Source organism: bacterium (assembly GCA_019695335.1).
Lineage (GTDB): Bacteria > CLD3 > CLD3 > SB21 > SB21 > JABWBZ01.
Genome location: JAIBAF010000032.1, coordinates 13,849 through 38,940, shown reverse-complemented (window position 1 = coordinate 38,940; position 25,092 = coordinate 13,849). Strand labels below are relative to the sequence as shown.

General features: G+C 42.3%; 29 protein-coding genes. 18 read left to right on the top strand and 11 right to left on the bottom strand.

The window, feature by feature from the left end:
- From K1X84_09845 to K1X84_09830, 4 genes are all read right to left on the bottom strand, one after another.
- Positions 1 to 304 (bottom strand): hypothetical protein (locus K1X84_09845; GenBank protein MBX7151930.1); only part of this gene is annotated, 304 nt, incomplete at its 3' end.
- Positions 276 to 689 (bottom strand): VOC family protein, encoded by a 414-nt coding sequence (locus K1X84_09840; GenBank protein ID MBX7151929.1) that lies wholly within the window; start codon positions 687 to 689, stop codon positions 276 to 278. The genes K1X84_09840 and K1X84_09845, both read right to left, overlap by 29 nt.
- A 75-nt stretch (positions 690 to 764) precedes the next feature.
- Complete coding sequence (locus K1X84_09835; GenBank protein MBX7151928.1) at positions 765 to 1,253, bottom strand: DinB family protein; 489 nt, start codon at positions 1,251 to 1,253, stop codon at positions 765 to 767.
- A 21-nt stretch (positions 1,254 to 1,274) separates the two neighbouring features.
- Positions 1,275 to 1,631: a VOC family protein gene (locus K1X84_09830; protein MBX7151927.1), complete on the bottom strand. Its 357-nt coding sequence runs from the start codon at positions 1,629 to 1,631 to the stop codon at positions 1,275 to 1,277.
- A gap of 109 nt (positions 1,632 to 1,740) precedes the next feature.
- Here K1X84_09830 and K1X84_09825 point away from each other — a divergent pair, with 109 nt between their 5' ends.
- Positions 1,741 to 2,973: an aspartyl protease family protein gene (locus K1X84_09825; GenBank protein MBX7151926.1), complete on the top strand. Its 1,233-nt coding sequence runs from the start codon at positions 1,741 to 1,743 to the stop codon at positions 2,971 to 2,973.
- 12 nt (positions 2,974 to 2,985) lie between these two features.
- Here the strand turns inward: K1X84_09825 and K1X84_09820 are convergent, their stop codons facing one another.
- The 3 genes from K1X84_09820 to K1X84_09810 all read right to left on the bottom strand — a co-directional run bounded on the left by K1X84_09820 (position 2,986) and on the right by K1X84_09810 (position 6,411).
- Complete coding sequence (locus tag K1X84_09820; protein ID MBX7151925.1) at positions 2,986 to 3,999, bottom strand: alpha/beta hydrolase; 1,014 nt, start codon at positions 3,997 to 3,999, stop codon at positions 2,986 to 2,988.
- A 78-nt stretch (positions 4,000 to 4,077) separates the two neighbouring features.
- Positions 4,078 to 5,220 carry a helix-turn-helix domain-containing protein gene (locus K1X84_09815; GenBank protein MBX7151924.1) on the bottom strand — a complete coding sequence of 381 codons (1,143 nt, stop codon included), beginning with the start codon at positions 5,218 to 5,220 and terminating at the stop codon, positions 4,078 to 4,080.
- 15 nt (positions 5,221 to 5,235) lie between these two features.
- Positions 5,236 to 6,411: an aminotransferase class I/II-fold pyridoxal phosphate-dependent enzyme gene (locus tag K1X84_09810; protein MBX7151923.1), complete on the bottom strand. Its 1,176-nt coding sequence runs from the start codon at positions 6,409 to 6,411 to the stop codon at positions 5,236 to 5,238.
- Between the two features lie 136 nt (positions 6,412 to 6,547).
- Here K1X84_09810 and K1X84_09805 point away from each other — a divergent pair, with 136 nt between their 5' ends.
- Together K1X84_09805 and K1X84_09800 are read left to right on the top strand one after the other, a co-directional pair.
- Positions 6,548 to 6,970, top strand: a complete 423-nt coding sequence (locus tag K1X84_09805) for a response regulator transcription factor (protein ID MBX7151922.1) — start codon at positions 6,548 to 6,550, stop codon at positions 6,968 to 6,970.
- Between the two features lie 107 nt (positions 6,971 to 7,077).
- A complete protein-coding gene (locus K1X84_09800; GenBank protein ID MBX7151921.1) occupies positions 7,078 to 7,617 on the top strand; it encodes a DUF4199 domain-containing protein in 540 nt (179 codons plus the stop codon).
- 6 nt (positions 7,618 to 7,623) lie between these two features.
- Here K1X84_09800 and K1X84_09795 read toward each other — a convergent pair whose 3' ends face one another.
- The 3 genes from K1X84_09795 to K1X84_09785 form a co-directional block, all read right to left on the bottom strand.
- On the bottom strand, positions 7,624 to 8,925 hold the full coding sequence (locus K1X84_09795; protein ID MBX7151920.1) for an ankyrin repeat domain-containing protein: 1,302 nt from the start codon (positions 8,923 to 8,925) through the stop codon (positions 7,624 to 7,626).
- 83 nt (positions 8,926 to 9,008) lie between these two features.
- A complete protein-coding gene (locus K1X84_09790; protein MBX7151919.1) occupies positions 9,009 to 9,335 on the bottom strand; it encodes a hypothetical protein in 327 nt (108 codons plus the stop codon).
- A gap of 11 nt (positions 9,336 to 9,346) precedes the next feature.
- Complete coding sequence (locus K1X84_09785) at positions 9,347 to 9,724, bottom strand: MerR family transcriptional regulator (GenBank protein ID MBX7151918.1); 378 nt, start codon at positions 9,722 to 9,724, stop codon at positions 9,347 to 9,349.
- Positions 9,725 to 9,799: 75 nt separating this feature from the next.
- Between K1X84_09785 and K1X84_09780 the strand changes: the two genes are divergently transcribed.
- Complete coding sequence (locus K1X84_09780) at positions 9,800 to 10,219, top strand: hypothetical protein (protein MBX7151917.1); 420 nt, start codon at positions 9,800 to 9,802, stop codon at positions 10,217 to 10,219.
- A 23-nt stretch (positions 10,220 to 10,242) separates the two neighbouring features.
- Here K1X84_09780 and K1X84_09775 read toward each other — a convergent pair whose 3' ends face one another.
- On the bottom strand, positions 10,243 to 10,773 hold the full coding sequence (locus K1X84_09775; GenBank protein MBX7151916.1) for a hypothetical protein: 531 nt from the start codon (positions 10,771 to 10,773) through the stop codon (positions 10,243 to 10,245).
- 176 nt (positions 10,774 to 10,949) lie between these two features.
- On the opposite strand from K1X84_09775, the gene K1X84_09770 reads away from it, so the two are divergent.
- From K1X84_09770 to K1X84_09705, 14 genes are all read left to right on the top strand, one after another.
- Positions 10,950 to 11,438: a hypothetical protein gene (locus K1X84_09770; GenBank protein MBX7151915.1), complete on the top strand. Its 489-nt coding sequence runs from the start codon at positions 10,950 to 10,952 to the stop codon at positions 11,436 to 11,438.
- A 42-nt stretch (positions 11,439 to 11,480) separates the two neighbouring features.
- Positions 11,481 to 12,272 carry an MBL fold metallo-hydrolase gene (locus tag K1X84_09765; protein MBX7151914.1) on the top strand — a complete coding sequence of 264 codons (792 nt, stop codon included), beginning with the start codon at positions 11,481 to 11,483 and terminating at the stop codon, positions 12,270 to 12,272.
- Positions 12,273 to 12,357: 85 nt separating this feature from the next.
- Positions 12,358 to 13,575, top strand: a complete 1,218-nt coding sequence (locus K1X84_09760) for a hypothetical protein (protein ID MBX7151913.1) — start codon at positions 12,358 to 12,360, stop codon at positions 13,573 to 13,575.
- A 24-nt stretch (positions 13,576 to 13,599) separates the two neighbouring features.
- The gene (locus tag K1X84_09755) at positions 13,600 to 14,787 is read left to right on the top strand and encodes an MBL fold metallo-hydrolase (GenBank protein MBX7151912.1); all 1,188 of its coding nucleotides are present in this window, start codon (positions 13,600 to 13,602) and stop codon (positions 14,785 to 14,787) included.
- A gap of 146 nt (positions 14,788 to 14,933) precedes the next feature.
- Positions 14,934 to 16,724, top strand: coding sequence for a M28 family peptidase (locus tag K1X84_09750; GenBank protein ID MBX7151911.1), 1,791 nt, complete (start codon positions 14,934 to 14,936; stop codon positions 16,722 to 16,724).
- 36 nt (positions 16,725 to 16,760) lie between these two features.
- Complete coding sequence (locus K1X84_09745; protein ID MBX7151910.1) at positions 16,761 to 17,816, top strand: MBL fold metallo-hydrolase; 1,056 nt, start codon at positions 16,761 to 16,763, stop codon at positions 17,814 to 17,816.
- Positions 17,817 to 17,841: 25 nt separating this feature from the next.
- On the top strand, positions 17,842 to 19,050 hold the full coding sequence (locus K1X84_09740; GenBank protein ID MBX7151909.1) for a hypothetical protein: 1,209 nt from the start codon (positions 17,842 to 17,844) through the stop codon (positions 19,048 to 19,050).
- 19 nt (positions 19,051 to 19,069) lie between these two features.
- Positions 19,070 to 20,245 (top strand): Ig-like domain-containing protein, encoded by a 1,176-nt coding sequence (locus tag K1X84_09735; protein ID MBX7151908.1) that lies wholly within the window; start codon positions 19,070 to 19,072, stop codon positions 20,243 to 20,245.
- Between the two features lie 61 nt (positions 20,246 to 20,306).
- Positions 20,307 to 20,666, top strand: a complete 360-nt coding sequence (locus K1X84_09730; GenBank protein ID MBX7151907.1) for a hypothetical protein — start codon at positions 20,307 to 20,309, stop codon at positions 20,664 to 20,666.
- Positions 20,667 to 20,729: 63 nt separating this feature from the next.
- The gene (locus K1X84_09725) at positions 20,730 to 21,749 is read left to right on the top strand and encodes a DJ-1/PfpI family protein (GenBank protein ID MBX7151906.1); all 1,020 of its coding nucleotides are present in this window, start codon (positions 20,730 to 20,732) and stop codon (positions 21,747 to 21,749) included.
- Positions 21,750 to 21,791: 42 nt separating this feature from the next.
- Positions 21,792 to 22,436, top strand: a complete 645-nt coding sequence (locus K1X84_09720; GenBank protein ID MBX7151905.1) for a DJ-1/PfpI family protein — start codon at positions 21,792 to 21,794, stop codon at positions 22,434 to 22,436.
- Positions 22,437 to 22,467: 31 nt separating this feature from the next.
- Entirely contained in the window at positions 22,468 to 22,788 is a 321-nt protein-coding gene (locus tag K1X84_09715; GenBank protein MBX7151904.1) for a cupin domain-containing protein, read from the top strand.
- Positions 22,789 to 22,850: 62 nt separating this feature from the next.
- Complete coding sequence (locus K1X84_09710; protein ID MBX7151903.1) at positions 22,851 to 23,828, top strand: S41 family peptidase; 978 nt, start codon at positions 22,851 to 22,853, stop codon at positions 23,826 to 23,828.
- Between the two features lie 44 nt (positions 23,829 to 23,872).
- Positions 23,873 to 25,060, top strand: a complete 1,188-nt coding sequence (locus K1X84_09705) for a hypothetical protein (GenBank protein ID MBX7151902.1) — start codon at positions 23,873 to 23,875, stop codon at positions 25,058 to 25,060.
- The last annotated feature ends 32 nt before the right edge of the window (positions 25,061 to 25,092 follow it).

The window sequence follows — 25,092 nt, the reverse complement described above, 5'->3', positions numbered from 1 at the left end:
TTCTTGAAGGTTTGGTTTCGCCGAATTTACGCGGTTCAAACTGATAGAATCCGTTTTCTTGTTTTTTTAAAAAACCACGCACATTTTTTTGCACTTTTCGTTTTTCATTAGTGTAAGTCAATCTTACAGGCTTACTCATTACAACGACTGAATCCAAGATTGTCGTAGGAGTTTTTCCTGGTTCATACATCCGGATTTCTTTGTGCGCACAACCGGTCAGCAATAGAAGTGCAAGGAGTAATGGAACAGCTTTCATTTCTTTACCAAGCGAATGTTTATTTTTGTGCAGGCCAATATTTTCCATGCATATCGAGCCATGGTCCGTAAGACTCGCCTTTCTTGGAATCGGATCCGAAACGTAAAACGTTGCCGTCGGGATCCTGCACTTGCATTTCGAATGCCCAATAGTAATTGGTCGGAGGGTTACGGATGATCGTGCCGGATTTTTTAAATTCTTCGTGCAGTGCTTCCACATCGCCAACACCGATCCACACCCAAGTACCTGAGTGGCCTTGGTCACCTTCACACAACATAAGATTACACGGCCCGCGGGAAACCGAAGCCATGATCTCAGGCTCTTTCCAGTCAAGCATAAATCCCAGCTTTTCGGAATAATATTGGATGGAAATTTCTAAATTATTTACCGGCAAAATCGGCGAGGCATTATGGAAATTAATAATAGAATGCATAAGCAACTCCTCCAAATGATGAGCGGATATATCAATTTAAAATCATTCGGAGGAATTACAAAGAAATTTTACCAATTACCCTTCATCGGCTGTTTGCCCGTAAACCGGCGGCAGCGGCACATCCAGCAAACGAAGATAAACCGATAATTGTCCGCGATGATGGATCAGGTGGCTGAAACCCATTCCGCGAATCACCGCAAGCCGTGGCATTTCAAAAATAATTTTTTCGCCGTACCGGTAGCGCCACGAGGCCATCATCTGTTCGTCCGATAAAATTTTTAAAACCGCCAGTGCATTGCGAATATTCTTATCAAAAAGTGCGGCTAAATCGGATACGGTATTGACCGGCTGCATCGGGTACTGATTTTTGTCCAATTCATCCTGAGACATCGAGGTTATAAATAGTCCTGGAAGATGAGCAATATGAACTGCGACTTCACCCAACGAACGGGATTTCGGATGCGGTTTCCACGCCATCTTTTCCTGCGGTACGCGTTCCAGCATTTTTCGCGTCGAGATGCTTTCATATTGCAATTCTGCAACCAACGGTTCAGACAATTTCATAAGATTACCCTTTGACTATTTTTAAAGATGCATCATCACGTTTATAGTAATTCCATTGGGATCGTTAATATGAAAACGCCGAACACTCCAAGGTTCGTCTGTCATGGGGTAAATAATTTTTAACCCTGCATGTTGCGCCTTGCGATACATGGCGTCAACGTCTTCAACTTCAACAGTCAGAGCAACCGTGTGATCGTCTGTCGAAGGTGGAATACCTTTAACGAGCGTAACTTGAGCCGTTTCATTACTCGTCGAAATCAACGTGGCAACCCAACCCAAGTCCATTGCCAGTTTTAATTCAAAAAATTCCGAATAAAATTTTTTGCTGACTTCCATTTGATCTGTGACGATATCGGGAACAATTCTGCGGATATTCATAAGACCTCCTTATATAAAGACATCGTGTTTTAAAAACTGAAACAATCCATTCACATATGGCGTAGTAATGATCAATTTTTTTTGATTATTTAAACCTATCTTTAATCCTATGAAACGAAAAACTAAAATTACACTAGTTGCCGTAGTGTTCTTAAGCGTCATTTTGATTGTTTGGAAGATCGGATTTTTTAAACCTGATCCCATCGTACCCCAATCCGGGGTAACTATTCCTTTTGAAATGATCAACAATCATATTCTGTTCAAAGCAAAAGTAAACAATTCACGTGAGTTGTCTTTTATCCTGGACACGGGTAACAAATATACTCTAATCGAAGTGGAAACGGCAAAAGAATTAGGATTGTCATTCAGAGGCGACGTTCAGGTGAAAGGCGCCGGCTCGCAAATATCCACCGGTTATTTTGTAAGTGACGCATCAATGATCATTCCCGGATATGACACTTATGCCGAGCCTGTTACGCTGGCAATTCAGCTGAAACACCTCGCCGCTTCTTTCGGACACGATTTCGATGGTTTGGTTGGCACTGAATTTATTAAACAGTTTGCGGTGGAAATTGATTTTAAAAATCTCACTATGATATTACACGATAAAAACACATTTGCATACGCCGGTAAAGGCGACGCAATTCCCGTCAGGTTGAACGGCGCTGGGCATATTCAAATGGATGCGGAAATCAGTTTATCAAACGAACCTGCAAGCCGCGGTCCTTTTTTAATAGACATGGGGTCGTCCGGTGCTCTGTTATTTAACTCGCCATTTGTCAATGACCGGCAGTTGTTGAATGGCTCCATACCAACCATTCGCGCAATCGGTAAAGTTGGAGCCGGCGGCGCTTCAGTCGGACAAATGGGTAGAATCTCAAAATTGCAGCTTGGAAATTTTGTCATCAGCAATCCGGTCACGCTTTTTTCTCAAGATCAGGCCGGCGCCCATGCCAATCCTTCGGAATACGGCAGCATCGGCATGCAAATCATGAATCGGTTTAATATCGTTATTGATCTTAAACATGATCGTTTATACCTCGAGCCTAATGCGACATTTATCGATTCTTTTGCTTCCGCATTTTGTGGCGGTCTCAGCATTACTGCTGAAGGAAAAGATTATCATACATTCAGAATCAATGATGTTTTGGAAAATTCGCCGGCGTACTCCAGCGGCATACAAAAGAATGATCTGATCGAGTCGATTGACGAAAAACCGGCATCTTTTTATACGCTGACTGAATTGCGTCGCGTATTAGAAAAAACAACCCCTCACAAACTTACGATTTCGCGTGAACATCGAACGACGGATGTCATTTTGATCCCAAGAAAAATGATTTAAGACGCACGTGAATCATTTGTTTTTGAGAAATTTTATAAAAACATGTATCGCATCGTATACCGTATCCGGCTTATCTTTCCAGACAAACGTCGATGCATTCTGAATATCTTTGAACTGAATCAATGAATTTTTTGACGGCGCATCATTCCATGAATCAATATATTGCGGCCGGACATAATTATTGACCGGATCAGAAAGAATTGATTCACTGAAAGTTGGACGCAATATGAGCACCGGACATTGTATTTCCGGAAATCTTACTTTGACATCACTGGCAAAATATTCACACACATAACGTACAAGCACCGGCAAAGGAATGGAAGTGGATTGCTGCCAAAGTTCCATGCCGCGATGGTTGTCGAGAGAATAAATTTCAGGACGAATATTATTTTCATCGTAAAATTTCCGGGTCATGTGTTTAAACCACTTTGGACCTGTTGCTTTGTCAGTAAATAAGATCATCGTATCCAGCGGAAAATCTTTGACTCGCCCGTTCATCGCAACAATGAATTTAGCCGGACCGCCCAAAATAATCACACCCCCGATTTTATTTGGATAATCTTCAGCCAAGCGCAATGCAATCTGCGTGCCTTGGACAAAGTGTCCGACTATGACCGGCTTCTCCAATTTTTCTTTATCGATCAACTTAAGTAATCCAGCGACCGTTCCTTGTGTCCATGTTTGTTCTCCGTAACTCGTTCCTTCAGCAGGCATCGGTGGAGCAGCCGTTTTTCCGTAACCGGCAATCGTAATCGCATACATAGTATACAAATTTTCATTTGTTTCCATGAAATCGTCGAATACAGATGCATCGAAGCCCAAGCCGGGAATGAGAATCAAGTTTTGTTGCCCGTTTCCATACTTTTTTACTGCACCCAAGTCGCCCAAGTGACCGGTTTTATATCCAGGCGTGTGCACAAGATTATTGACGGTACTATCGATTTCCGGGCGAAACTGAGCAAAACCATATTGAATATCCGTAGCCATCGATAAAAAGAAAAAAATACAGAACTTTAACCATCGCATAGGCGTTTCCTTCAGTTGATGAAAAAAAATCAAACAACTTATAAAGATAGGCTCTAAAAGGAAACCCTTCGACCTGATTTATAAAATCGGACTTGAAAAGCCTGATTTTTCAGACTCATGACGGTATTCGGAAGGTGTTTTACCGGTCAGTTTTTTAAAGGCAGAGTTGAATGCGGATTTGCTATTAAAACCAACGTCAAGCGCCAGGCCAAAAACGGAATGTGACTGATATTCAGGGCGATTAACGCGGTCGATAAATTCTTGAACGCGATACGCGTTGATCAGATCGGTAAACGATTTACCAAACTTATCGTTAATCAGTTTCGAAACCTGATGTAGTGGCAAACTTAATGCCTCAGCCAGATCTGCAAGTTTTAAATCGGGATTCACATACAATTTTTCATGATCCATCAAGGACTTCAATTTTTCCAGATACCTCTCGCCTATATCGCCGTCAAACGGCATATAAGTCCGGTATTTCTGCAAAAAATCAGGCGTGATCAATTCAGGATTTAGTACATACGAATAAGCCATGAAATAGATAATTCCGGAAGTGACAACGGTATAGATGTAATTCGTGACCGGGTTGAATTTTCCATGCACTATTACAAAAATATACATCGAAAAGACTGCAGCCAGTAAAAGCGCCAAACACATCGTTAAGCCGGTAAGCCATCGGACACGTGAAGAAACCGGAACAACGTACTTCGCCTGTTGGTGTTCTTGTCTTGCCAAACGAATTCGTTGTGACGTCAAGATAATGTAAATCAGTAAATGAAAATTTTGGGCGGCATATACGATTTTTGGATAAAGCTCGACGATTAAATTACCTGCAAGAAAGGTACGAATAAAAACAATCCAATCTTCGGAATCATTCAGAAACCACGGTATCGCCGTCGTCGCTTGAATTAAAAATGGGAGAAAATGTAACCAATCTTTTCTACGCCATTGAAATCCGTTTACCAAAACGGCTTTGGAATAAAAATATAACAGAGGACCAAAAAGAAACAACGATCCAAAAGACAATCCATAGACTTGAGGAATATAATACAATAACTCAGTACGGATAGCCAAATATCCGAAATTCGATAACATCATCAGAAAAATCATAATGCTGATCAATCGGGAAGCAAGGAAGTTTTTACGACCTTTGATCATGATCAAGGTGATTAAAAATAACCCTTGAGCAATTCCAATTGAAAAAAGCGCTGGCCAAAACATAATATTCCTTGACGATTAAGCTGTTTTCGCTTTGCTGTAAGCTTCTTTCATGGCTTTCAAAATTTCATGGCTATCTCTTTTCAGAATCGTTTCATTGATCAATGTTTTGACAATCCCTTTGTTAGCCCGTCCCATTAAAATCCCCTTTTCCCTAAGCAGATCGTTAAATTTTTTGTAATCGATGGTGCCTTTGATGGTCAGATCGAAGACATTCGTACCATCGGCCATTTTGCCAATCTGAAATTCGTCGGTTTGATTGATCAGCGCAACAAAATCCTCGCCTTTTTGTTTAGTCATACTCAACCGTGTTTCGATGTCTTTAAGATTGTTCAAAGCCATCAGCGCGTAGGGCCAGCTTTGGAACATCGTACCGCCGTATACTTTAATCCAATGCGGCATCTGATCGATAACCGGCGCATCGCCGCACAATATCGCGCCGCCACCGCTTCCGAGATATTTGTATAATGAAATATACACCGTATCGAAACACGACGCATACTCTTTAATGGAAACTCCGGAGTACGACGAAGCGATGTGCAAACGCGCGCCATCCAGATGTAATTTGAATCCCTGCTCTTTACAGTACGCCGAAATTTTTTTCATTTCATCGAATTTAAATACCTGGCCGTCCATGCGGCGAACAGGATTCTCAATGGAAATAGCGCCGATGCCGCTTTTGAAAACTTCACCCTGATTATGATAGTCGACGGCCTCTTTCAATTCGTCCAATGTAAAATTGCCTTGTCCTTTGGCCAACGGAATCAGACGCTTGCCATGAACCGATTGTGCCGCATCCGCTTCGTCTCTGAAAATATGGCTCGTTTCCTGAACAAAAATTTTGGTGTTATTTCCGCTCAGAATTTTTAATGCCAACTGATTCGCCATCGTGCCGGACGGAACGAAAATCGCCTTTTCTTTTCCGGTTACGGCGGCAAAAGCCTGCTCCAGTGCAGCCACAGCTCCGCCCTGCCCGTAGAAATCGGCTTGATCTTTGGTGGCTTTTGCAAGTTCATACAATTTTTTAGAATAAAACTCCGGGTCGGTATAATTCCGATCGCCGTCAAAGAAAAAATTGATTTCGTCCGCATTAAATGCAGGCAATATCAAAGAAGCGATGGCCCCTGGAAAATTAAATATGGTTGGAACAGCAGCTATGGCCGTTCCTTTCAAAAAAGCCCTGCGACTACTCATACGGTTGTATCCTAATAATTATAGATGTTACATCGATAAAAATGATTGTACGAACTCGCGTCGAAGATTGCCACGAAAAACTTTACCTCTTTGGTTCAGGGCTTGTTTTTTTCTCTTTTTTTTACAAGTTTTCGGCATGTTTAAAACAGTTATTCTATACGGCATCGCCATGGCGGCATTGATTGCTTTACTTAAATTCATCGAGTACCGGTTTTTTGTTCGCGATTTTACACTGGAGATTTATATCGGTGCGGTGGCAGTGATTTTTTCTTTCATTGGCGTTTGGGCTGGACGGCGATTGACACGGGTTAAAGTCATTCTCGCTCGCCCCGATTTTACATGTGATGAGAAAGCCTTACAAAAACTTGATATCAGTAAACGTGAATATGAAATACTCGAATTGATAGCACAAGGATTATCCAACCAAGAAATAGCTGACAGACTTTACGTTTCCATCAATACGATTAAGACTCATTCATCCAATCTTTTTATGAAATTAGACGCCCGGCGGCGTACTCAAGCAATCCAACGGGCCAAAGAACTTCGTATCCTCCCTTAAATCTGCATCCTTAAGCTGATTTGCCCTAAAATCATACTTTTGAGTGATGCCTTTCGGGCGCATCTACCTTATATTTTGGTAAATTTTTTTAAAAAACGGAGAAAACTATGCGCAAGATAGTATGGACATTTGGATTATTGTGTGGAGGCCTGATCACGATCTTTTTATGGGTCATGATGTTTTTCATGGAAAAAGGCGTTCTAACTTTCGACAATGGCGACCTTGTCGGCTATGCCAGCATGATCGTATCTCTGTCTATGATCTTTTTTGGAATCAAATCGTACCGCGATCGGCATCAAAACGGGTCTATTAAATTTTTAACGGGATTGCAGATCGGCCTTTTAATCTCGGTGATTGCATCACTCATGTATGCTACCGGTTGGGAAATTTATTACCAAAGCAGCCCCAACGCTAAAAATAATTTTATGAATGAATATGCGGACTATTGTGTTAAAAAAATGAAAAACGAAGGCGCTTCGGAAGCGGATATTGAAAAAGCAACGAAAGATATGGATGGCATGAAGGAAATATATAAAAATTTCCTGCCTAGATTTGGAATTACGTTGATGGAAATATTTCCAGTCGGCCTTGCCGTCTCGCTGATCTGCGCCGGTATATTACGTCGGAAAGAAGTTTTACCGGAATAAGGGTTTCTATTCAGCACCGGCCGATTTGAGTAATTCGACGATCTCTTTGTTTCCTTTTTCATTGGCTAATGCAAGCGGCGAGACGACACGACCGATCATTGTAGGAGAACGTTTTGCCTTCAAATCGGTAATGATTTCTTTAAATTGAACGGATCGCTTATTCAGATCAGCTCCGGACGCGATCAGCGTTTTTACGATTTCCGGCTCATTACACTGGATGGCCAGCAACAAAGGAGTAAAACCGCGCCAAGCAGCGTTAACCGAAAAATTCAGAAAAGCATATTGGTTAAGATCGTATCCGTATTCTTTCAATTTTTGAATGCGAACGGTATTACCGCCTTCAATCGCTGCACGTAAAATATTAGGAAACCCAAGAAGCAGGTAACGCGATTCACTATTCACAACGGTATCCTGCATACCGTCTTTCAATAACCAAGTCCTGATCGAGAAGTCATCGTAAGACCGTGTAAGCCCGTTATAATAACGAAAGACACTTCCGTTAGGCTCAAGCATTGGCCGCAGCGTATCGACCAAAGTATTTTTTTCCGCCTGAGAGCTTTGTTTTATAGATTCTATGATGGTCGCTGCAACTGAAAACAAGGTTCCGTATGAAACATCCTCCGTGCATTGTATTAAAAAATGTCTCCCACCGCTAAATCCGATTTTCATCAGTTCGTACTGAATCCAATCAAGCTCTTCTTTTAACTCTTTGAGATCATCCGACACCGGAACAAAAATCGACGGTGACCAGCCTTCATTTTCGCCCGGAGCAATCACCTCAAAAGTTGAGCCAGCGGATTCATTATTCAAAGAAGCCCGACATTCAGCTGGAGGAGCCCATCGATTAGAAACGGAAAGTAACGCACCTTTCGGCGTTATAATAATTCGATGTAACAATCCTATTCCTTGATCGGAAATCACCGGAATTTCAATCCTCGATCCATTTTTCAATGTCCCACGCAATCGGATCTCACCAAAATGAGCAAATTGGCTGCTAAAAATTATTTTAAAAACAAGCTTATATGATAATTGCGGTGGCATTTCAACAAACAAGCGGCCATAAAAATTTTTATTGGAATGTTCTGCCGAATCCACCATCTCTTGTTTAAGTTTGTCCAGTGTATCAGACAGAGTGCTCATTACATAGCTTACCTCTTCGATTTCATCCTGAATCCTAGCTATCGGTTGACCATCAAAAAGAATCAATGAATCATTCGTTGTGACCGTCACACTAAAACGATCCTTGGGCGGCTGTGAACACCCGCAAAACATTATCGCGGTGATGAACAAAAACATGATGGATTTCATACAATCCTCCGCAAGTTTTTAAAAAAGTTTATAAGATATTGAGTCAGAAGAGCTGTCAAAACTAATACTAATTAGATCAACGTTCAGTATAAAAAACTCAACGCCGTCGTCACTGCGTTCGCGCTAAGTACGATCCAAAACGTGCGTGTCCAGGAATGACCCAGAAACCATTTTACTAAAATCCATTCGGCCGTTATAACGCCTGTCTCTACGATCAGCAATAATCTGATCACGTGTCCGCCTTTATAATCCGGCAGGCTCAGCGCCCACGAATGGTAAATCCACACAGCCAACGGTTGTGTCAGCGTATTGACCAGAATGCAACACCCTAAGAGCCTGATCGGAAAGCGCCGGATCCAGGCTAGCCAGATTATATACTCCACCGACACGGTAATCAGCCATGCTATCAACGTATTTTCATTTATAAAATTTTGCATCGGTTATTGTAACATTGAAGAGCGCATCGTTTGAATTCAACGCTGATACGTTCTTTTATTCGTTCCATCTCCCGGATTTTAATTTCTATTTCCCGGGTCTTTTTTCGTGCAATTTTCAACATAGCATTACAGGTAACGGTGTCCGTCTCCCAAGCTTCCAGAATTTTTTTGATTTCCGTAAGCGTAAAGCCGTACGCTTTGATTTTTTTAATACGCTGGAGGCGCAGAATGTCTGTATCGCCGTATTGCCGATATCGGTTTTCGCCGCGTGAAAGATTTTTTCCGATCACCCCTACTTTTTCATAAAAACGAATTGTGTCGCGGCTAAATCCGGTTTTTTTTGAAACTTCGCCGATGAACATAAAAAACCTCTTGACTCTGGACTATACTCCAATCCTTATATTGATCCGATAAATTATTAGATCAAGGAGCAAGTCATGAATTGGAAAATTATATTAATTAGTTTAGTCGTTGTTGCTTTGGCTTTATTGTGTTTTCTACCGATTTTAAAAAACAGGTTCACGCCTGCCGATCCTTGTTGTGCGGATGAGACGAATGACAAACCTATTGTGGCTTGCAAACTTAATAGCGCCGAACAAGTTAAACGAAGCAAGGAAATCAAACAAGAGCTTTTGTCCAAAAGCACCGATGTGAACGAGCTCACCGACGGCTTCGAATGGATTTTCGATGCATCCGACGAGACGGCCAACCAGCTGATTGATTTTGTAAATTTTGAAAGAGATTGCTGCGCCTTTTTTACGTTTACTATGATATTTCCACCCGATAAAAAAATTATCCGGCTTCAAATTACAGGAGAAAAAGACATTCTAAAAAGTGATTTCTTTCAAGACAAATAATATGTCGGCAAAGCTATTAAATTTTATGCAGCCTCATTTTGCTTTTTCAAGCTTTCAAATAAGAACCAGACAAATGCCAACAGATACAATGCTTTTAAACCATCCGGCGCATTACCCGGAAGTAAAATGGTATAAATTTCCACTGCGACGACGATTGACATAGATATAAAGCCAAAAATTCGCGTAACGCCCTTGCTATCCACGAACAACAGTATTACCAACCAAATAATAAAAACATCGCACAATCCTCGTTCCAACTCCTGCCCTAAAACATTGAGTGCAATATTTGAAAGGCGTTCATGGCCGATCAAAAAGCTTAATCCTTGTGTAAAAAATATTACAGACAAGGCGGCAGTTGCAGCCGAAGCGAGCATGTTAGCCCATTTCGCGACCTTAAAGTCAAATACGGCAAATGCACTGAATGCAAAGCCCATGGCAAATATCCAGTGAATAAGCGCTTCAACGCCGCGGTCAAAAAAAATTTGATACAGTACTGCGACAGGAACGGCTGATAGAAAGCTAAGCGAAGAAGCAAAGCCGCGTAGTGATTTCATTTGGACGCTCTTTCTTGCTAGTGGTCATCAATGTGGCGACAGTATTTATTTCATCAATTTATACCAAACATAACTACCGAACAAGATGAATTCAAAAAGTCAATATCGTTCAAGATTTTTACATTGGCATTTATATATTGCTATTAGCAACATACTCTTGTAAAATTTTTTACCCTATGAATGTTATCCCTATTAAACTGTCAGAACCTTTTGCTCCAAGAGCGCTTGGCTATCTCGGCCATTGGATGATCGACGAATGGAGTTTTAAAATTTATACAATCACCTACCATTCTAATACACAAGCAAGTTCAGAATATCTTACTCTTGTCAAAAGATTGTGGAAAAAAATTCCCGACGTGTCCAAAGTTTCATCGTATGGAATTGGATTTATTATTTTACACAACGGGTGGAACGCCAATTTTATTTCCTTTAATTGGTTTGCTGATGAAAATATGATCGTCACGCATAGTTTTGTTGCGCCGATCGATCATCCGCTGGATTACCGTTTCAATACGCTTACCGGTATGAATATGTGTGTGTGGGATTGTGCCGTGATATGGCAGGAGCGCAGCGCATGGGTGAAATGTATCATGTCTGATCCTCAGCGCCCTGATGTTGATGGTTACATGAATTCAATTGCAACTAATATGGATGAATTAGGTTGAAATTGTGCATCTCATTTTTAAATCCAAAAAAAAACTTTCCTCGTGAAGTTTTATAATCTCATTGTCTGCTGCTGTGCACTGATCGCACCGGCTGTTCAATCGCAAACGTTCAGCATCAGCTATTTAGGCAATATGGGTGTGCTGATCCAGGACGAAAAACAATCGCTGATCATTGACGGGTTGCATAGTTTTTATGATTCGCTGTATATGTATCCGCCTCAATCGCTGGTTGACTCAATTATAAATCGACAAGGACGTTTCGAAAACACGCGCTCGCTATTCGTCACGCATCGCCACCGTGATCATTTTGAGCCTTCGTTAACGTTACGTTTTTTGAAACATCCCGATGCCCGCGCATGTGTTCCGCAACAAGCGGCCGATTCAATGGCGTTATATGAAGATTTCTCGTTGGTTCGGAAACGTGTCTTCTCATTAAAACCAGCCGACAGAGACACGCTGTCGGGCATGCCTTATACGGTTATTGCACTAAATATTCCACACTCCTCTCCACAACGTCATCACGCCGTACAAAATATCGGATATATTATCGATATAGGTGGAAAAAAAATACTTCATGTCGGGGATATGAATGCGGATGGTCAGGTTTTGAAAGCGCTGAACCTATTACACGATAACATCGATATCGCGATCCTCCCTCTCTGGGTGGTGTACGATGCCGATAACCGTAAGTTGGTCGAACAATGGATTCACCCCAAATCAATCATCATTACCCATATTTATCCCGGTGAGAAAGAAAGTGAACTGATTGAATTTGAACAGCAGATTCCCGGTTCCGTGATCTTTTACAAACTCTATCAAACCGTTCGTTTCTAACCGTCTTTGACTGCAAGATCGTTCAAGACTCTCCCCTCTCATTTCAATATATTCCATCCGAACCATATAAAACACAATTTAGAACATGATCTATTTATTGATCTGCCTGATAGTGATCGGATGGGAGCGTGTAGAAAATTTCACCAGCGACGGCTCTTCGAAAATTGTCTGGCGTATTGATTATACTTCTCCTCTGGACGATTGGATTAATCACATCATTCCGACTCGCGATGGTAATTTTGTAGCCGTGGGTTTTCTAAATCGCGACGACACCAAATCCGATTGGCACAGCCTGATTTCAAAATTTACTCCCAATGGAAAAATCATTTGGACACGCGAACATGGCATTGGCGGTGGCGTCGATGCTTTCTGGGCGGTAACGGAAACGTACGACAGCCTATTTGCCGTCGGCGGTTTTACAACCCGCATTGGTCACGGAGGCATCGATGCTTATTCAGCCATTCTTACTCACGACGGGTATATTATTAAAGAAAATGCCTTCGGCGATTCACGGTACGATCGCGCTACGGATATTGCACCGGCATTGGACGGAGGATTTATCCTGGCCGGTTTTACCGAAGGCGACAGCACACGAAAGCGCGACGTACTGTTGATTAAAATTAATAATGGCGGAATTGAGCAATGGCGCAAAACGTATGGCGGACCCGAAAATGATCAGGCGCTTTACATTGAACCCACGACCGACGGCGGCTTCGTATTAACCGGTACCACCGAACACAATACCAATACTGATGTCTTGTTCATCAAAATCAATCAAGACGGAACAGAAGTGTGGAAACAAGAAGTCGGCACGGACGGTGGAACCGACATACCGCATAGTTTACAGATTTATCCCGATGGACGTATTCAAGCAGCCGGATATACCAGCAGTTGGAATGCAGCGGTCAATGATATGATGGCCATAACTCTCAGACCAACAGGCGAAGTATTACGCGTAGAGATCTTTGGCGGTTCCGAAGACGACCGGGTGATGATGAGTCATATTGATTCTTCAGGACGCTGCTGGCTGACCGGCTACACAAAAAGCGCCGGCGCCGGCGAGTGGGATATTTTTGTGACGCGTCTCGATTCAACAGGAAGTTTTGAAGGTTTCGTTTCAACATTCGGAGGGTCCAAGAGCGATTATGGTACCGCCATTTTACCGATGACGGACGGTTCGCTGTTGATCGGCGCCTACTCGGAAAATATCGGATTCGGGCGGCAGGATGCCTTAGTTATGAGAGTAACTCAACCCAATTGGAGCAAAACGGATCCCCGATTCAACAAAAAACGCATTCAATAATCATTCACTTTATCGGAAAACAAAATGAAACGATTTATCTGTTCACTTCTCGTCATACTTTTGGGATGTACATGTTCAGGGTGGTCTCAAAAACAGGAAACGGCTCGCACGTATGTTTGTATTCCGTGCGGTTGCATCCGCGACGGTGAAATTTTTACTAAACAGGGGATGTGTCCGTCGTGCGGTATGTACGTTGTCGACAAAGAAACCGGCATAGCTCCGCCGCTTGAACCGAAGAAAATTGCCGACGGCGTTTACGTCATTCACCACAATGCCGCGGCCACGGGATTTCCTCAAGGCAACACCACGGTTATCGTCGGCGAACGCGAAGTGTTGGTAGTCGATGCCTGTTTTTTACCGTCCACCGCACGCGAAGACATTGCAAAAATAAAAACGTGGACGGACAAGCCGGTACGCTATCTTGTTAATACGCATTGGCATTACGATCACACATGGGGTAACAGTACGTACGCCGCGGCGTTTCCATCCATCGGTATCATCGCTCACAAAGTGACGCTGGAAGAAATGGAAGGCTTCAATAAAGAGTGGCTGATCCGGTATCCGAACGATTTGAAAAAACTCAAACAAAAAGTCGAATCGGGAAAAGATGAGAATGGAAATCCTCTTAAAGAAGATGCAATTAAAGCGATTAAAAACGATATCGCTGCCCGTGAGAAAGTTGTCGCTGAATTTGTCAATTTCACCGACCGGCTTCCGAATCTTTCTTTCGAAACGGAATTAAATATTAATCTCGGTAACCGTGAAGTCCAAATTAAACACATGGGACTCGGCAATACCGCCGGTGACGCGGTCATTTTTCTTCCGAAAGAAAAAATTCTTATCACGGGTGATATTCTGGTTTATCCGACGCCGTATTTATGCAGCGGCTATCCATCGGAATGGAATGGAACGCTTCAGCGCATGGCCGCGCTTGGTCCGGTACAGATTGTTCCGGGGCATGGGGAAATTTTAAATGATATGTCTTACCTGAACCAGATTGTTCGTTTATTGACCACGACTGTTTCCGAAGTCCGCCGCGTATTTTACAAACTGGGTAATGGCGCTCAACTTGAAGATGTGCAAAAAACCATGGATCTGGCGGCCATACGGAAGGAGTTTGCAGGCGATGATAAATATCTTGGCGATTTTTTTGATCGCACTGTTCAGGGTTGCTTAATTCGGGATGCGTTTTACGAAGTCAAATTGCGCTAAACGACCAAATCCCTGAATGAAAATTCATCATAGCTGCCGTGAAAAACTCACATATTAAAAGAGCAATATCGTTCAAGACCTTTATCTTTGATTTAATTATTGTATTTGGAACCTAATTTCTTGAAAAACATAAATCGAGGATACGTATGAAATCGCTCTCACTCTTGGTAGTGTGCATGACTTTATCACTCACCGCGCAGGAAAAAACCGATACATCTTTTTTTAATTATTTTCCAACGATTACGGCGGACCGTCTCGCCGGACATTTGTATTTCATTGCTTCCGATCTGACGGAAGGGCGCGAAACATCAACGCGTGGCCAGAAAATTACCGCCAACTATATCGCCAATCAATATCGCATGATGGGAGTCAAGCCGATGGGCACGGTCAAAACGACCGATCCTTTCGCCCCGGATATTTACTTCCAGCCGTTTTCGGTTTACAAACGCGCAAAACCTAACAGCACGATTGAAGTACGCGTTAACAATGCAGCCGTGATCACCAGTTCTTTTTCACTCGAGCATCAGGACGATCTGGCCTATTTTGCTTCCGGTGAACCGAAAGACGTGCAGGCGGGTATCGTATTTGCCGGATACGGTATAGCTGCCGATTCATTGAAATACAACGACTTTAAAGCGCTGAGCTCGCAAAAAATTTCCATTACCGGCAAATGGGTGCTGATCTTCGCCGACGAACCGCTGTTGAACGATTCTACCAGTCTTCTGCCGACAGCCAATAAAAAAGTTTCCGCATGGTCAAAACTGTTTCTTACGAAAATAACCTCCATCATTCAAGCGGGTCAACCGGCAGGAGTTCTCGTCATCGGCGATCTTAGCCCGCGCCAGAAGCTGAGCATCCGCCAATTGGCGGCGCAAACGCTGCCGCAATTTGATCGTATCGGCGGCGTCACATTGAAGTCGGACAATTCGAGCGCTTTCTTACCGCCTACTTACGTGGTATCGTCACAATTCGCCGATGCTATTTTGAAAAATACCGGTTATACGTCCGCTTCCCTTCAACAAGCGATCAATAAAAATCTGAAACCGGTTGTCATGAATGTCAAAGACGTTGAGGTCGTGGCAAAGGGCGAGCATTTCGATGCTTTACCAACGGAAAACGTTTTAGGTTATATCGAAGGCTCCGATCCGATTCTGAAGAACGAAGTTATTGTCGTGTCAGCACATTACGATCATCTTGGGAAAAATGATGATCACCTCGGTCACGATCAGCAGCAAAAAGATCAGATTTTTAACGGCGCCGCCGATGACGGTTCCGGCACGGCCGCCGTGCTGACTATTGCACAGGCTTTTATGAATGCCAAAAATGCCGGACAAGGGCCGAAACGTTCTATTCTATTTTTAAACACTTCCGCAGAAGAAAAAGGAATTTTAGGTTCACGTTTTTACACGGTTGATCAGCCGGTCATTCCTCTGGAACGCACAGTGGTTAATATCAATATGGACGGTGTCGGCGGTATCGATCTCAAACATCCGACAAAAAGTAAAAACTACATCTATCTCGTCAGTTCGCCGGTTTTATCCAAATCATTGGTTGACATCAATTCAACTGCAAACAAACTGATCAATGACGGACTGGAAATTACACCGAATGCGTTTCCATCGGATCATATTAATTTCGCAGTCCAGATGATCCCGTATTTGTATTATTCAACAGGATTGACCGAGCATTACCACAAAGTAACCGACGAACCTCAGACCATTGATTATGAACACCTGGCACGTGTGACGCGGTTAGTATTTGCGACCACATGGACCATTGCAAATAAACCAAATTTGAATTTGCCAGACCGAACGAAATTCAAAATCAACGGGTATATTTGCCCGCCATGTAATCTACCCTGTGATAATATTCATTTTGATAAACCGGGTGTTTGCCCGGTTTGCCAGATGGCGCTCGCACCCAACGTGTTACAATAAACTATTAATCACCAATTAACCACGAAAGAAAAAATGATGAGCCGTTCGGTTTGCTTGTTTTTATGTTTGCTATGCTTTTTGTCGTGGAATATACAGGCACAATCTACTTCAATTAAGATTGCTGACAATGTATACGTTATCCGGCATCAGCCTGCTCCGAATGGATTTCCGCAAGGAAATACCACTGTGATCATCGGCAACCGTGAAGTGTTTGTCGTCGATCCCGGGTATTGGGCATCGACGGCGCGCGAAGACATCCGGCAAATACGAACCTGGACCAATAAACCCGTTCGGTATGTACTGAATACTCATTGGCATCACGATCATTGTTTCAATAACGCTGTATATGCCGATTCATTTCCGGGTGTCGGAATTATAGCACACGAAGAAACCAAAGCGGACATGGATCTGTATGTCGGTACTGCATTAGCCCGGCTTGTGGACGGAATCAATAAATCCAAAGTCCAGCTTCAATCGGGAAAAAATGAAACCGGCAAGACTTTGAACAAAGATGAGCAAACGGAAATCGAACAATCGATCGCTCAGCGTGAAATCGTGGTCAATGAATGGAAACCCCTGACTTACCAGTCGCCCAGCATCACTTTCACGCAAGATATGAATTTTGACATTGGAGGTCGAGAAATTTATGTCCGATACTTCGGGAGAGGCAATACAACCGGCGATGCCATTGTATATCTTCCAAAAGAAAAAATCGTTATGACGGGTGATTTATTGGTTCATCCAATGCCGTACACGTATGACGGTTATCCGAGTGAATGGATAAAAACGTTAGACCGTATCGCCGATTTAAATCCGGAAACGATTGTTCCGGGACACGGCGAAGTTTTTCGTGATAAAAAATATCTGACATTGGTGACGAATTGGATGAAAAGCGCTGTCACCCAAATGAATGAGCGCTTAAAAATTGTCGGACCGGCGGAGTTTCGTTCGTTTGAGGAAGTCAAAGGTCACGTCGATTTATCAGAATTTCGCGATGACTTTGCCGGTAACGACCAAACTTTGGGTGACCGGTTCGATCAGGCGTCGGCTCTTTTGATCAAGCTTGTTTTTAAAGAAGCAGCATTAAGATAATGTCATATAATATGGAGATGCGATCATGAAAAAAATCAATCACTCGTTCATTCACATGTGTGTATGCCTGGTGATGGGCTTTTCAGTCGTGTTCGGTTCCGATGATCATCCTGACAATGTCTTAAATATCACCGCTAATTTTACAGCCGGTTCGCCGGAAGTGTTGTCAATTGGTGAACTCGCCTTCGGGCCTCAAGGCATTTTATTCTTTGGCGATGCCGACGGCGATGCGCTTTTTGCAATTGACACGAAAGATACGCAGACGGCAAACAATTATGAATATTTTGACGTACTGAGTATCGATAAGAAACTGGCTGCATTGGTTGGAAAAACCCGCGACGACATCACGATCAACGATATGGCCGTCAACCCACTCTCTAAAAATGTTTACCTCTCATTAAGCGTAACTCAGAATGACAAACGCATGCCTCTGCTGATCAAAATGGATCGCGAGGGAAAACTAACGGAAGTTGCGTTAGCCAATATTTCTTATTTTAAACTTCCCATTACAAATGCCCTTCCCAAAGATAACGCACGTCATGAAAGTACGATTACTGACATCGTCTATTACGACGGCAACATTTATTTTTCGGGATTATCCAATGAAGAATTTTCTTCGACGCTGCGCAAAGTTACATTTCCGTTCAAAGAAAAAACGGCTACGGCCACAGGGCTCGAAGTCTATCATGCATCGCATCACAAATTTGAAACACGTGCGCCGATTACGTCGATGATGCCGATTATGATCAATGGCCAATTGAACCTCATGGCGGGGTACGGCTGCACACCCATTGCTCTTTTTCCGGTTGATAAATTAACCGGAGGCAAAATCCGTGGAAAGGCCATCGCTGATCTTGGCGCCGGTAATGCACCGATTGATATGATCTCTTTCGAAAATAACGGCAAAAAATTTGTTCTCATATCCAATTACCATCGCAATATGATGGTTGTCGATTGCGATCAAATTATTGAAGCCCGGGAATTGACGGCCGATTCAAGAGAAAAAGAATTTGAAACCCTGCCGCAATGGCAAAAAGATATCGGCCGGAACGGGCTTTATTTTTCTGCAGGATTGAAATATGTCGACATGTCGTTGGTCGATGTTCTCCAATTGGACAAAATAGACGATACCTATATCGCAATACTTCAGCGAGATTTTTTTACAGGATTATTGGATTTCAGAGCCAGAAAAAAACCTTATTTCTATGATAATTCAAAAAAAGTAGTCAAGTGATTACGATCAAAGACGTTTGATGAAAAATTTATTTTGTTGCATGATCACGGTTTGCGTCTTCTCGTTATCGGCATTTTCGGAGCCTATACATATAGCCATCAACGATGATAAGGCCAGCCCTCATTACGGATCTCTTGAAATTTTCGGAATCGATCTGACGATTTTGGAGAAAATTGAAAAATGTTCGTTGAATACCGGACAATGGCAGCTTTTTTGGGATATCTATATCGGCAATGAGTTGCCCTATTCTGAAAACGATCCTTCAATTTTAGGAGAATATACCATTGAACATGACGTAATCCGATTCAAACCCAAATTTGGTTTTACTGCGGGCATCGGCTACACTGCTTTTGTGGATGTGGGAAAACTGTACGCACTGATCCATGAACCGGTCGAAAATCGTGCGACTAAAATAACTTATACATTTCAAATGGCCGGAGAAAAAAAGCAATCAAACGCAAAAGTTGAAAAAATTTTTCCGACCTCCGATATTCTTCCGATGAATTTACTCAAAGTCTACATTTACTTTTCCGAACCCATGCGTCGCGGACAAGCTTATGATCACATCCGTTTATTCAATGTATCGACGGGGATCTACGAAGAAGATGCTTTTCTCGCCGCACCGACAGAACTCTGGGATCACGAACAGAAACGATTGACTTTGTTTTTTGACCCGGGAAGAATCAAGCGGGATCTTGCACCCAATCTTCAACTTGGGTTGCCGTTGAAAGAAGGATATCAATACCGGTTAGAAATTGATAAAGATTGGAAAGACGTTTATGGTAATTCTCTGACGACATCGTTTGAAAAAAATTTCATTATCGGACCTGCAGACCGCGTATCACCGGATGAAAAAAAATGGACTCTGACCATTCCCAACGCAGAAACGTCACAGCCACTCGTATTGAAATTTAATGAACCGATGGATGAAGCCTTACTAAATCGATTGCTCACAATCTATGATAACGCTGGCAAAGAAGTAGAAGGCAGCATCCAGGTCGATGATCACGAGCAACGCTGGATTTACACGCCTTTGAAACCCTGGCAATATGGAAACTACCAATTAAAAATTGATACCCGACTAGAAGACCTGGCCGGAAATGACATTATGCAATTGTTTGATGTAGACCTTAATAATCTGCTTTATCAAAAAAGAGACGAAAAAGAAGTAGTGTTGACGTTTATTGCTCAATAAGCCTTTTAAGAATCTTACGATTTCAGCAAAACGTTTAAACTCTGACAAGTGTATAGTCTTAATGAAAACTATCATTAACATAATTCTGCTGATGACTATCAGTTTTCAGGCGTTAAACAAACTATGCATTGTCGTTTGTTTTGAAGTCAATCGGCAATATATCGCGGCTAATCTTTGTGAGAATCGCTCCAAGCCTGAAAAAAAATGTAATGGAAAATGTCAGTTGCTTAAAAAGCTGGATAAGGAACAAAAACGCGAAGAAACTCCAACGGTAAAAAAAACGGAATCGTTTTGGGCCGTGTGCCCTGCAATAATGTCATTCATGCATTCGTTTTCTTCGACGACAGAATTTCAGGATGATCGTCGTATTTTTTTCATATCACCTCTATACCGTTCTTTTTTTCATCCGCCTAACGTTTGAAAAGAACGACCATAGCATTCTTTTTGAGTGATCATAAAAGCATAGGAGTTATTTATGTTAAAAATGATAGGAATAGCGTGTGTTTTCAGCTTCCTTTTAAATTTTCAAACACACGCCCAATCAAATACTAAACAACCGTTGAATGCGGCCATATTGCTCTTCGACGGAGTACAAATCATCGACTATACCGGACCATACGAACTTCTCGGCGGCGCGAGATTTAATGTTTATACCGTTGCCGAAAAACGTACGATCACAACCGCTTTCGGAATGAGCGTCAATCCGACCTACATTCTTGGAAATGAACCTAAGCCGGATATCCTTGTGATTCCGGGTGGAGGCAATATTACTCCGGGTGCACAAGGCGAAGGTGTGGGCGCTCAGCTTGAAAACATCACGGTCATTGATTGGATAAAAAAACGAGCGAAAGAATCGCAATACGTGATGTCCGTATGCAACGGAGCTTTTCTATTGGCTAAAGCGGGATTGTTGGAAGGATTGCGTTCAACCACGACTTCTTTTTTCATTAAAGATCTGAAATCGTTTTCACCGAATACTATTCCGGTCTGGGATGAACGCGTCGTCGATAACGGAAAGATTTTAACAACGGCCGGTTTATCTGCAGGCATGGACGGAGCTCTGCATCTGATCGGAAAAATTTTAGGGAAAGCGGAAGCACAGGGCGTCGCTCTTGGCATCGAATACAATTGGCAGCCGGAATCCGGTTATGCGCGCGCCGCTCTGGCTGATACAAAATTACCGGGCGCAATCTATGAAGTTTTCTATTCAGCAAATGCCCGTCTGGTAACAATCGATGGTGACAAGCGCCAATGGAATGAAGTGTGGTTAATTCCTTCTACCAAGCCCGCCAAACAAGTTCTGGATGAAATCAATAAAAAATGGGCCGCCGATCAATCGTGGAATCTCGTAACGTCAAAAGACAATGCCAATTCCAAAAGTGAATGGAAATTAGCCGATAAAAACGGCGTATACTGGCGAGCGACAGTTGAAGTCAAATCAACCGGAACGAATCAATTGAATATTGCGTTTGAAATTAACAAAACCGATAAAATTTCGAATTAATCTTAAGAGGAACCAATGAAAACATTCTTTTATATTTTTTTAATGACATTCACTGTAAGCTGCTTACAAGGCCAGGCTGTAAAAAAACGGAATGTGGCATTTTTTATTTATCAGGGAGTTGAAATTCTGGATTTCGGCGGACCGTCGGAAGTATTTGCGTCCGCATCGACGGACAGCGGTTTTGCATTCAATGTCTTTACTGTAGCCGCAACCACCGATCCGATTTTAAGTCAGCGGTTTATCACCGTCGTTCCCCAGTACACCATCGACAATTGCCCTCAACCCGATATTATTGTTTTACCTGGCGGCAACTCCGGCCCATCAGGCGATAATCCAAAAGTAATACAGTGGCTGCAAAAGGCTTCCAAAAATTCCGCCCTCCTAATGTCTGTCTGCACCGGCGCATTTATTCTGAATAAAGCAGGATTGCTGGAAGGCAAAGAAGCTACAACTTGGTACGGACAAATTGACAACCTGATCAAAGCTGCTCCTAAAACAACCGTGCACCGTAATACCCGGTATGTTGACAACGGACAGATCATAACGACTGCGGGCGTTTCCGCCGGAATTGACGGAGCTTTGCATCTTGTCGAACGACTCCTTGGAAGAGATGTTGCCGCAGGAACAGCCAAGTACATGGAATACGACAAATGGAAACCCAACGAAGGTTTGGTTGTGCAGAAATAATATTCAGAATTAATATAAGGCGATATGATCGATGAGTTTCATAAAAATAGATGACGTACAGGAGCGTGAAGTTGTGCCTGGTTTTATCGGACGTTTTATTCACTCAGATAACATGACTATAGCTTATTGGAACATGAAAGCAGGAGCTGTCATTCCCCTTCATGAACATATTCACGAAATGATTGTCAATGTTATTCGCGGACAACTTCAGCTGACGGTTGGAAATGAAACCCGTGTGCTGGAACCAGGTATCATCGCCATTATTCCAAGTCATGTGCCACACACTGCTACAGCGATTACGGAGTGTTTTGTTATTGACTGTTTTTATCCGGTTCGTGAAGACTATAAATAAGTTATCTGTGCTTTTATGAAATTCATCGATTTTTTCTAATTCGCCAATGATCGGAGCAAAATATGAACCTGAGTTCTAAATGGTATCTACGTGTGATGCTGATCGCGCTTAATTTCGTTTTTTGCAGTTTTAGCGGAAACCCCTTAAGCCTCTTTGATGAATTCTGGCAAGTTTTTGACGACCACTATGCTTTTTTTGAATTGCGTAATATGAATTGGGCTGAACAAAGGAAAATCTATAGACCTAAAGTTAACGCATCAACTACCGATGACGAATTGTTTACGATTTTTAGCCAGATGGTTGATCCGCTTGGTGACGGTCATGTGTCGATTTCAGCAGACGGAAAATATTTCAAAAGCAAAGTCAAACCGGCATGGCTCGTGAACAGCGCCGAGATACAATCATTGATTAATGAAAAATATTTGAAAAATGAAACTCATCGAAAAGGAAAAATAGTTTATGGCATGCTGGACAAAGTAACGGGTTATATAAATATAAACTCAATGGAAGGATACGATGCCGCTGATATCGACGAAGCAACTCAGTTTCTGAAAAGTGTAAAAAAAATCATTATCGACGTGCGGTTTAATGGAGGCGGATACGACACCATCGCACTGGCTTTGGCAGGAAGGTTTACCGATCAGAAAAGATTCGTTTATTCCAAAGAAACCTATTTCAAAGGCCGTTACGGCGAACATCGCGATCTTTACATTAAGCCGGAAGGTACTATTCTGATTCCTCCCAAAATCGTGGTTTTGACCAGCCGTGCAACGGCCAGCGCCGCAGAAATGTTCGTCATGGCCATGCGGGCAATTCCCAGCGCAATCATACTCGGAGAAAATACAAATGGAATGCATTCAGACGTAATGGTGATCAATTTGTCAAACGGGTGGCGTTTAGGACTTTCAAATCAAAAATACATGCTTCCTGACGGGAAAGTATATGAAAAGATCGGTTTACCGCCTCATAAAAGTGCCGCGATGAATGATATTTTGACGGAAAAGAAAGATGCAATTCTCGAAACGGCACTAACTTTATAATCCGAATTCAACCGTTATTAAAAACAAATGGAGTTAATAATCTCATGAATGGTATTCTTTCAATCCCGATTTTATTGATCACGCTGATGTGGTATTTGTCCGGAGTATCATCAGGTATTTGTCAAAATACCTTAACAGTCCACACAGAAAAAAAAGAGAACTATGAAATCAAAACATGGGGTACTGACAGTGTTGAACAAGGTGTTTTTTTGATTCCTGATAATAATTCTTTCTTGCTGACCGGGGTGACTTACAGCAATCGCCAACCGCAAATCACTTTTAATAAAATCACTTCTGATATGAATGTACTTTGGACAAAAGTTTTACCGGATCGGCATTTTCGGTTCTTATATTCCGGAACCAAAGCTCACGACGGAAATTATATTTTTTCAGGCTTTATCCGAAAAGAAGGCGAACGTCAGTTGGATGCTATGATCGTAAAAGCGGATCAGTCCGGTGATACGCTATGGACATTACTATTAGACGGACCCAAAGAAGAACGCGCATACGATATACGTCAGACCAAAGATAAAAATTATATCGTTGCAGGTTTGACGTCGTCGTGGGACGCCGGAAACCTCGATGGGTTATTATTTAAAATCAACGACTCCGGGCGGGTTATCTGGAAAAAAACTTTCGGCGAAGAAAAATTGGATAAATTTTATAATACCATGGAAATGGAAAACAGCGACTTATTGATTTCGGGAATCACCAATGAAAACTACCCGCAGAATTCGGATATATTATTGTATCGCGTTACGACCGATGGTGAATTCATTTGGAAAAAAATCATTGCGACATCTAAAGGTGAATTCCCATCCGTAGTCACCGAACTCAAAAACCGTCAAATCTTTATAGCGGGTCACACGTTGGAAAAGTCAGACAGTTTAGGAGCATTGCTGTTCATGCGACTCGATGAAAAAGGCGAGGTCATTGCAAAAACTATATTTCAAACTGCTGAAGATATAAAACTGGAAAACGGAATCTTTACCAACGACGGCCGATTTATTGGAATTGGATTTATAAGGAAACCATCAACTGACACACGGGACATCGTCTTAATCAAATATTATATTGAAACTGAAAAATGCCAGGTTAGTAAAATCGAATTTTCCGAGTTGAATGACGAAGTCTATAATATTCAGCAAATCAGTAAAAACCTTTTTCTAATTGCCGGACAAACGATGAGGAATAACGGCGATAACTTACTGATCAAATGGAAAACCGAGTAATTAAGTTATTCAAATAAGTAATTTAAATTTGA

Bases quoted from the DNA above. Each gene is read 5' to 3' on its own strand.
- K1X84_09795 (MBX7151920.1), bottom strand. From the start codon at position 8,925: ATGAAATCCATCATGTTTTTGTTCATCACCGCGATAATGTTTTGCGGG.
- K1X84_09735 (MBX7151908.1), top strand. From the start codon at position 19,070: ATGAAAAATTTATTTTGTTGCATGATCACGGTTTGCGTCTTCTCGTTA.
- K1X84_09755 (MBX7151912.1), top strand. From the start codon at position 13,600: ATGAAACGATTTATCTGTTCACTTCTCGTCATACTTTTGGGATGTACA.
- K1X84_09760 (MBX7151913.1), top strand. From the start codon at position 12,358: ATGATCTATTTATTGATCTGCCTGATAGTGATCGGATGGGAGCGTGTA.
- K1X84_09800 (MBX7151921.1), top strand. From the start codon at position 7,078: ATGCGCAAGATAGTATGGACATTTGGATTATTGTGTGGAGGCCTGATC.
- K1X84_09780 (MBX7151917.1), top strand. From the start codon at position 9,800: ATGAATTGGAAAATTATATTAATTAGTTTAGTCGTTGTTGCTTTGGCT.
- K1X84_09770 (MBX7151915.1), top strand. From the start codon at position 10,950: ATGAATGTTATCCCTATTAAACTGTCAGAACCTTTTGCTCCAAGAGCG.
- K1X84_09705 (MBX7151902.1), top strand. From the start codon at position 23,873: ATGAATGGTATTCTTTCAATCCCGATTTTATTGATCACGCTGATGTGG.
- K1X84_09775 (MBX7151916.1), bottom strand. From the start codon at position 10,773: ATGAAATCACTACGCGGCTTTGCTTCTTCGCTTAGCTTTCTATCAGCC.
- K1X84_09820 (MBX7151925.1), bottom strand. From the start codon at position 3,999: ATGCGATGGTTAAAGTTCTGTATTTTTTTCTTTTTATCGATGGCTACG.
- K1X84_09745 (MBX7151910.1), top strand. From the start codon at position 16,761: ATGAGCCGTTCGGTTTGCTTGTTTTTATGTTTGCTATGCTTTTTGTCG.
- K1X84_09830 (MBX7151927.1), bottom strand. From the start codon at position 1,631: ATGAATATCCGCAGAATTGTTCCCGATATCGTCACAGATCAAATGGAA.
- K1X84_09740 (MBX7151909.1), top strand. From the start codon at position 17,842: ATGAAAAAAATCAATCACTCGTTCATTCACATGTGTGTATGCCTGGTG.
- K1X84_09815 (MBX7151924.1), bottom strand. From the start codon at position 5,220: ATGTTTTGGCCAGCGCTTTTTTCAATTGGAATTGCTCAAGGGTTATTT.
- K1X84_09835 (MBX7151928.1), bottom strand. From the start codon at position 1,253: ATGAAATTGTCTGAACCGTTGGTTGCAGAATTGCAATATGAAAGCATC.
- K1X84_09840 (MBX7151929.1), bottom strand. From the start codon at position 689: ATGCATTCTATTATTAATTTCCATAATGCCTCGCCGATTTTGCCGGTA.
- K1X84_09785 (MBX7151918.1), bottom strand. From the start codon at position 9,724: ATGTTCATCGGCGAAGTTTCAAAAAAAACCGGATTTAGCCGCGACACA.
- K1X84_09810 (MBX7151923.1), bottom strand. From the start codon at position 6,411: ATGAGTAGTCGCAGGGCTTTTTTGAAAGGAACGGCCATAGCTGCTGTT.
- K1X84_09805 (MBX7151922.1), top strand. From the start codon at position 6,548: ATGTTTAAAACAGTTATTCTATACGGCATCGCCATGGCGGCATTGATT.
- K1X84_09725 (MBX7151906.1), top strand. From the start codon at position 20,730: ATGATAGGAATAGCGTGTGTTTTCAGCTTCCTTTTAAATTTTCAAACA.
- K1X84_09720 (MBX7151905.1), top strand. From the start codon at position 21,792: ATGACATTCACTGTAAGCTGCTTACAAGGCCAGGCTGTAAAAAAACGG.
- K1X84_09730 (MBX7151907.1), top strand. From the start codon at position 20,307: ATGAAAACTATCATTAACATAATTCTGCTGATGACTATCAGTTTTCAG.
- K1X84_09710 (MBX7151903.1), top strand. From the start codon at position 22,851: ATGAACCTGAGTTCTAAATGGTATCTACGTGTGATGCTGATCGCGCTT.
- K1X84_09750 (MBX7151911.1), top strand. From the start codon at position 14,934: ATGAAATCGCTCTCACTCTTGGTAGTGTGCATGACTTTATCACTCACC.
- K1X84_09715 (MBX7151904.1), top strand. From the start codon at position 22,468: ATGAGTTTCATAAAAATAGATGACGTACAGGAGCGTGAAGTTGTGCCT.
- K1X84_09825 (MBX7151926.1), top strand. From the start codon at position 1,741: ATGAAACGAAAAACTAAAATTACACTAGTTGCCGTAGTGTTCTTAAGC.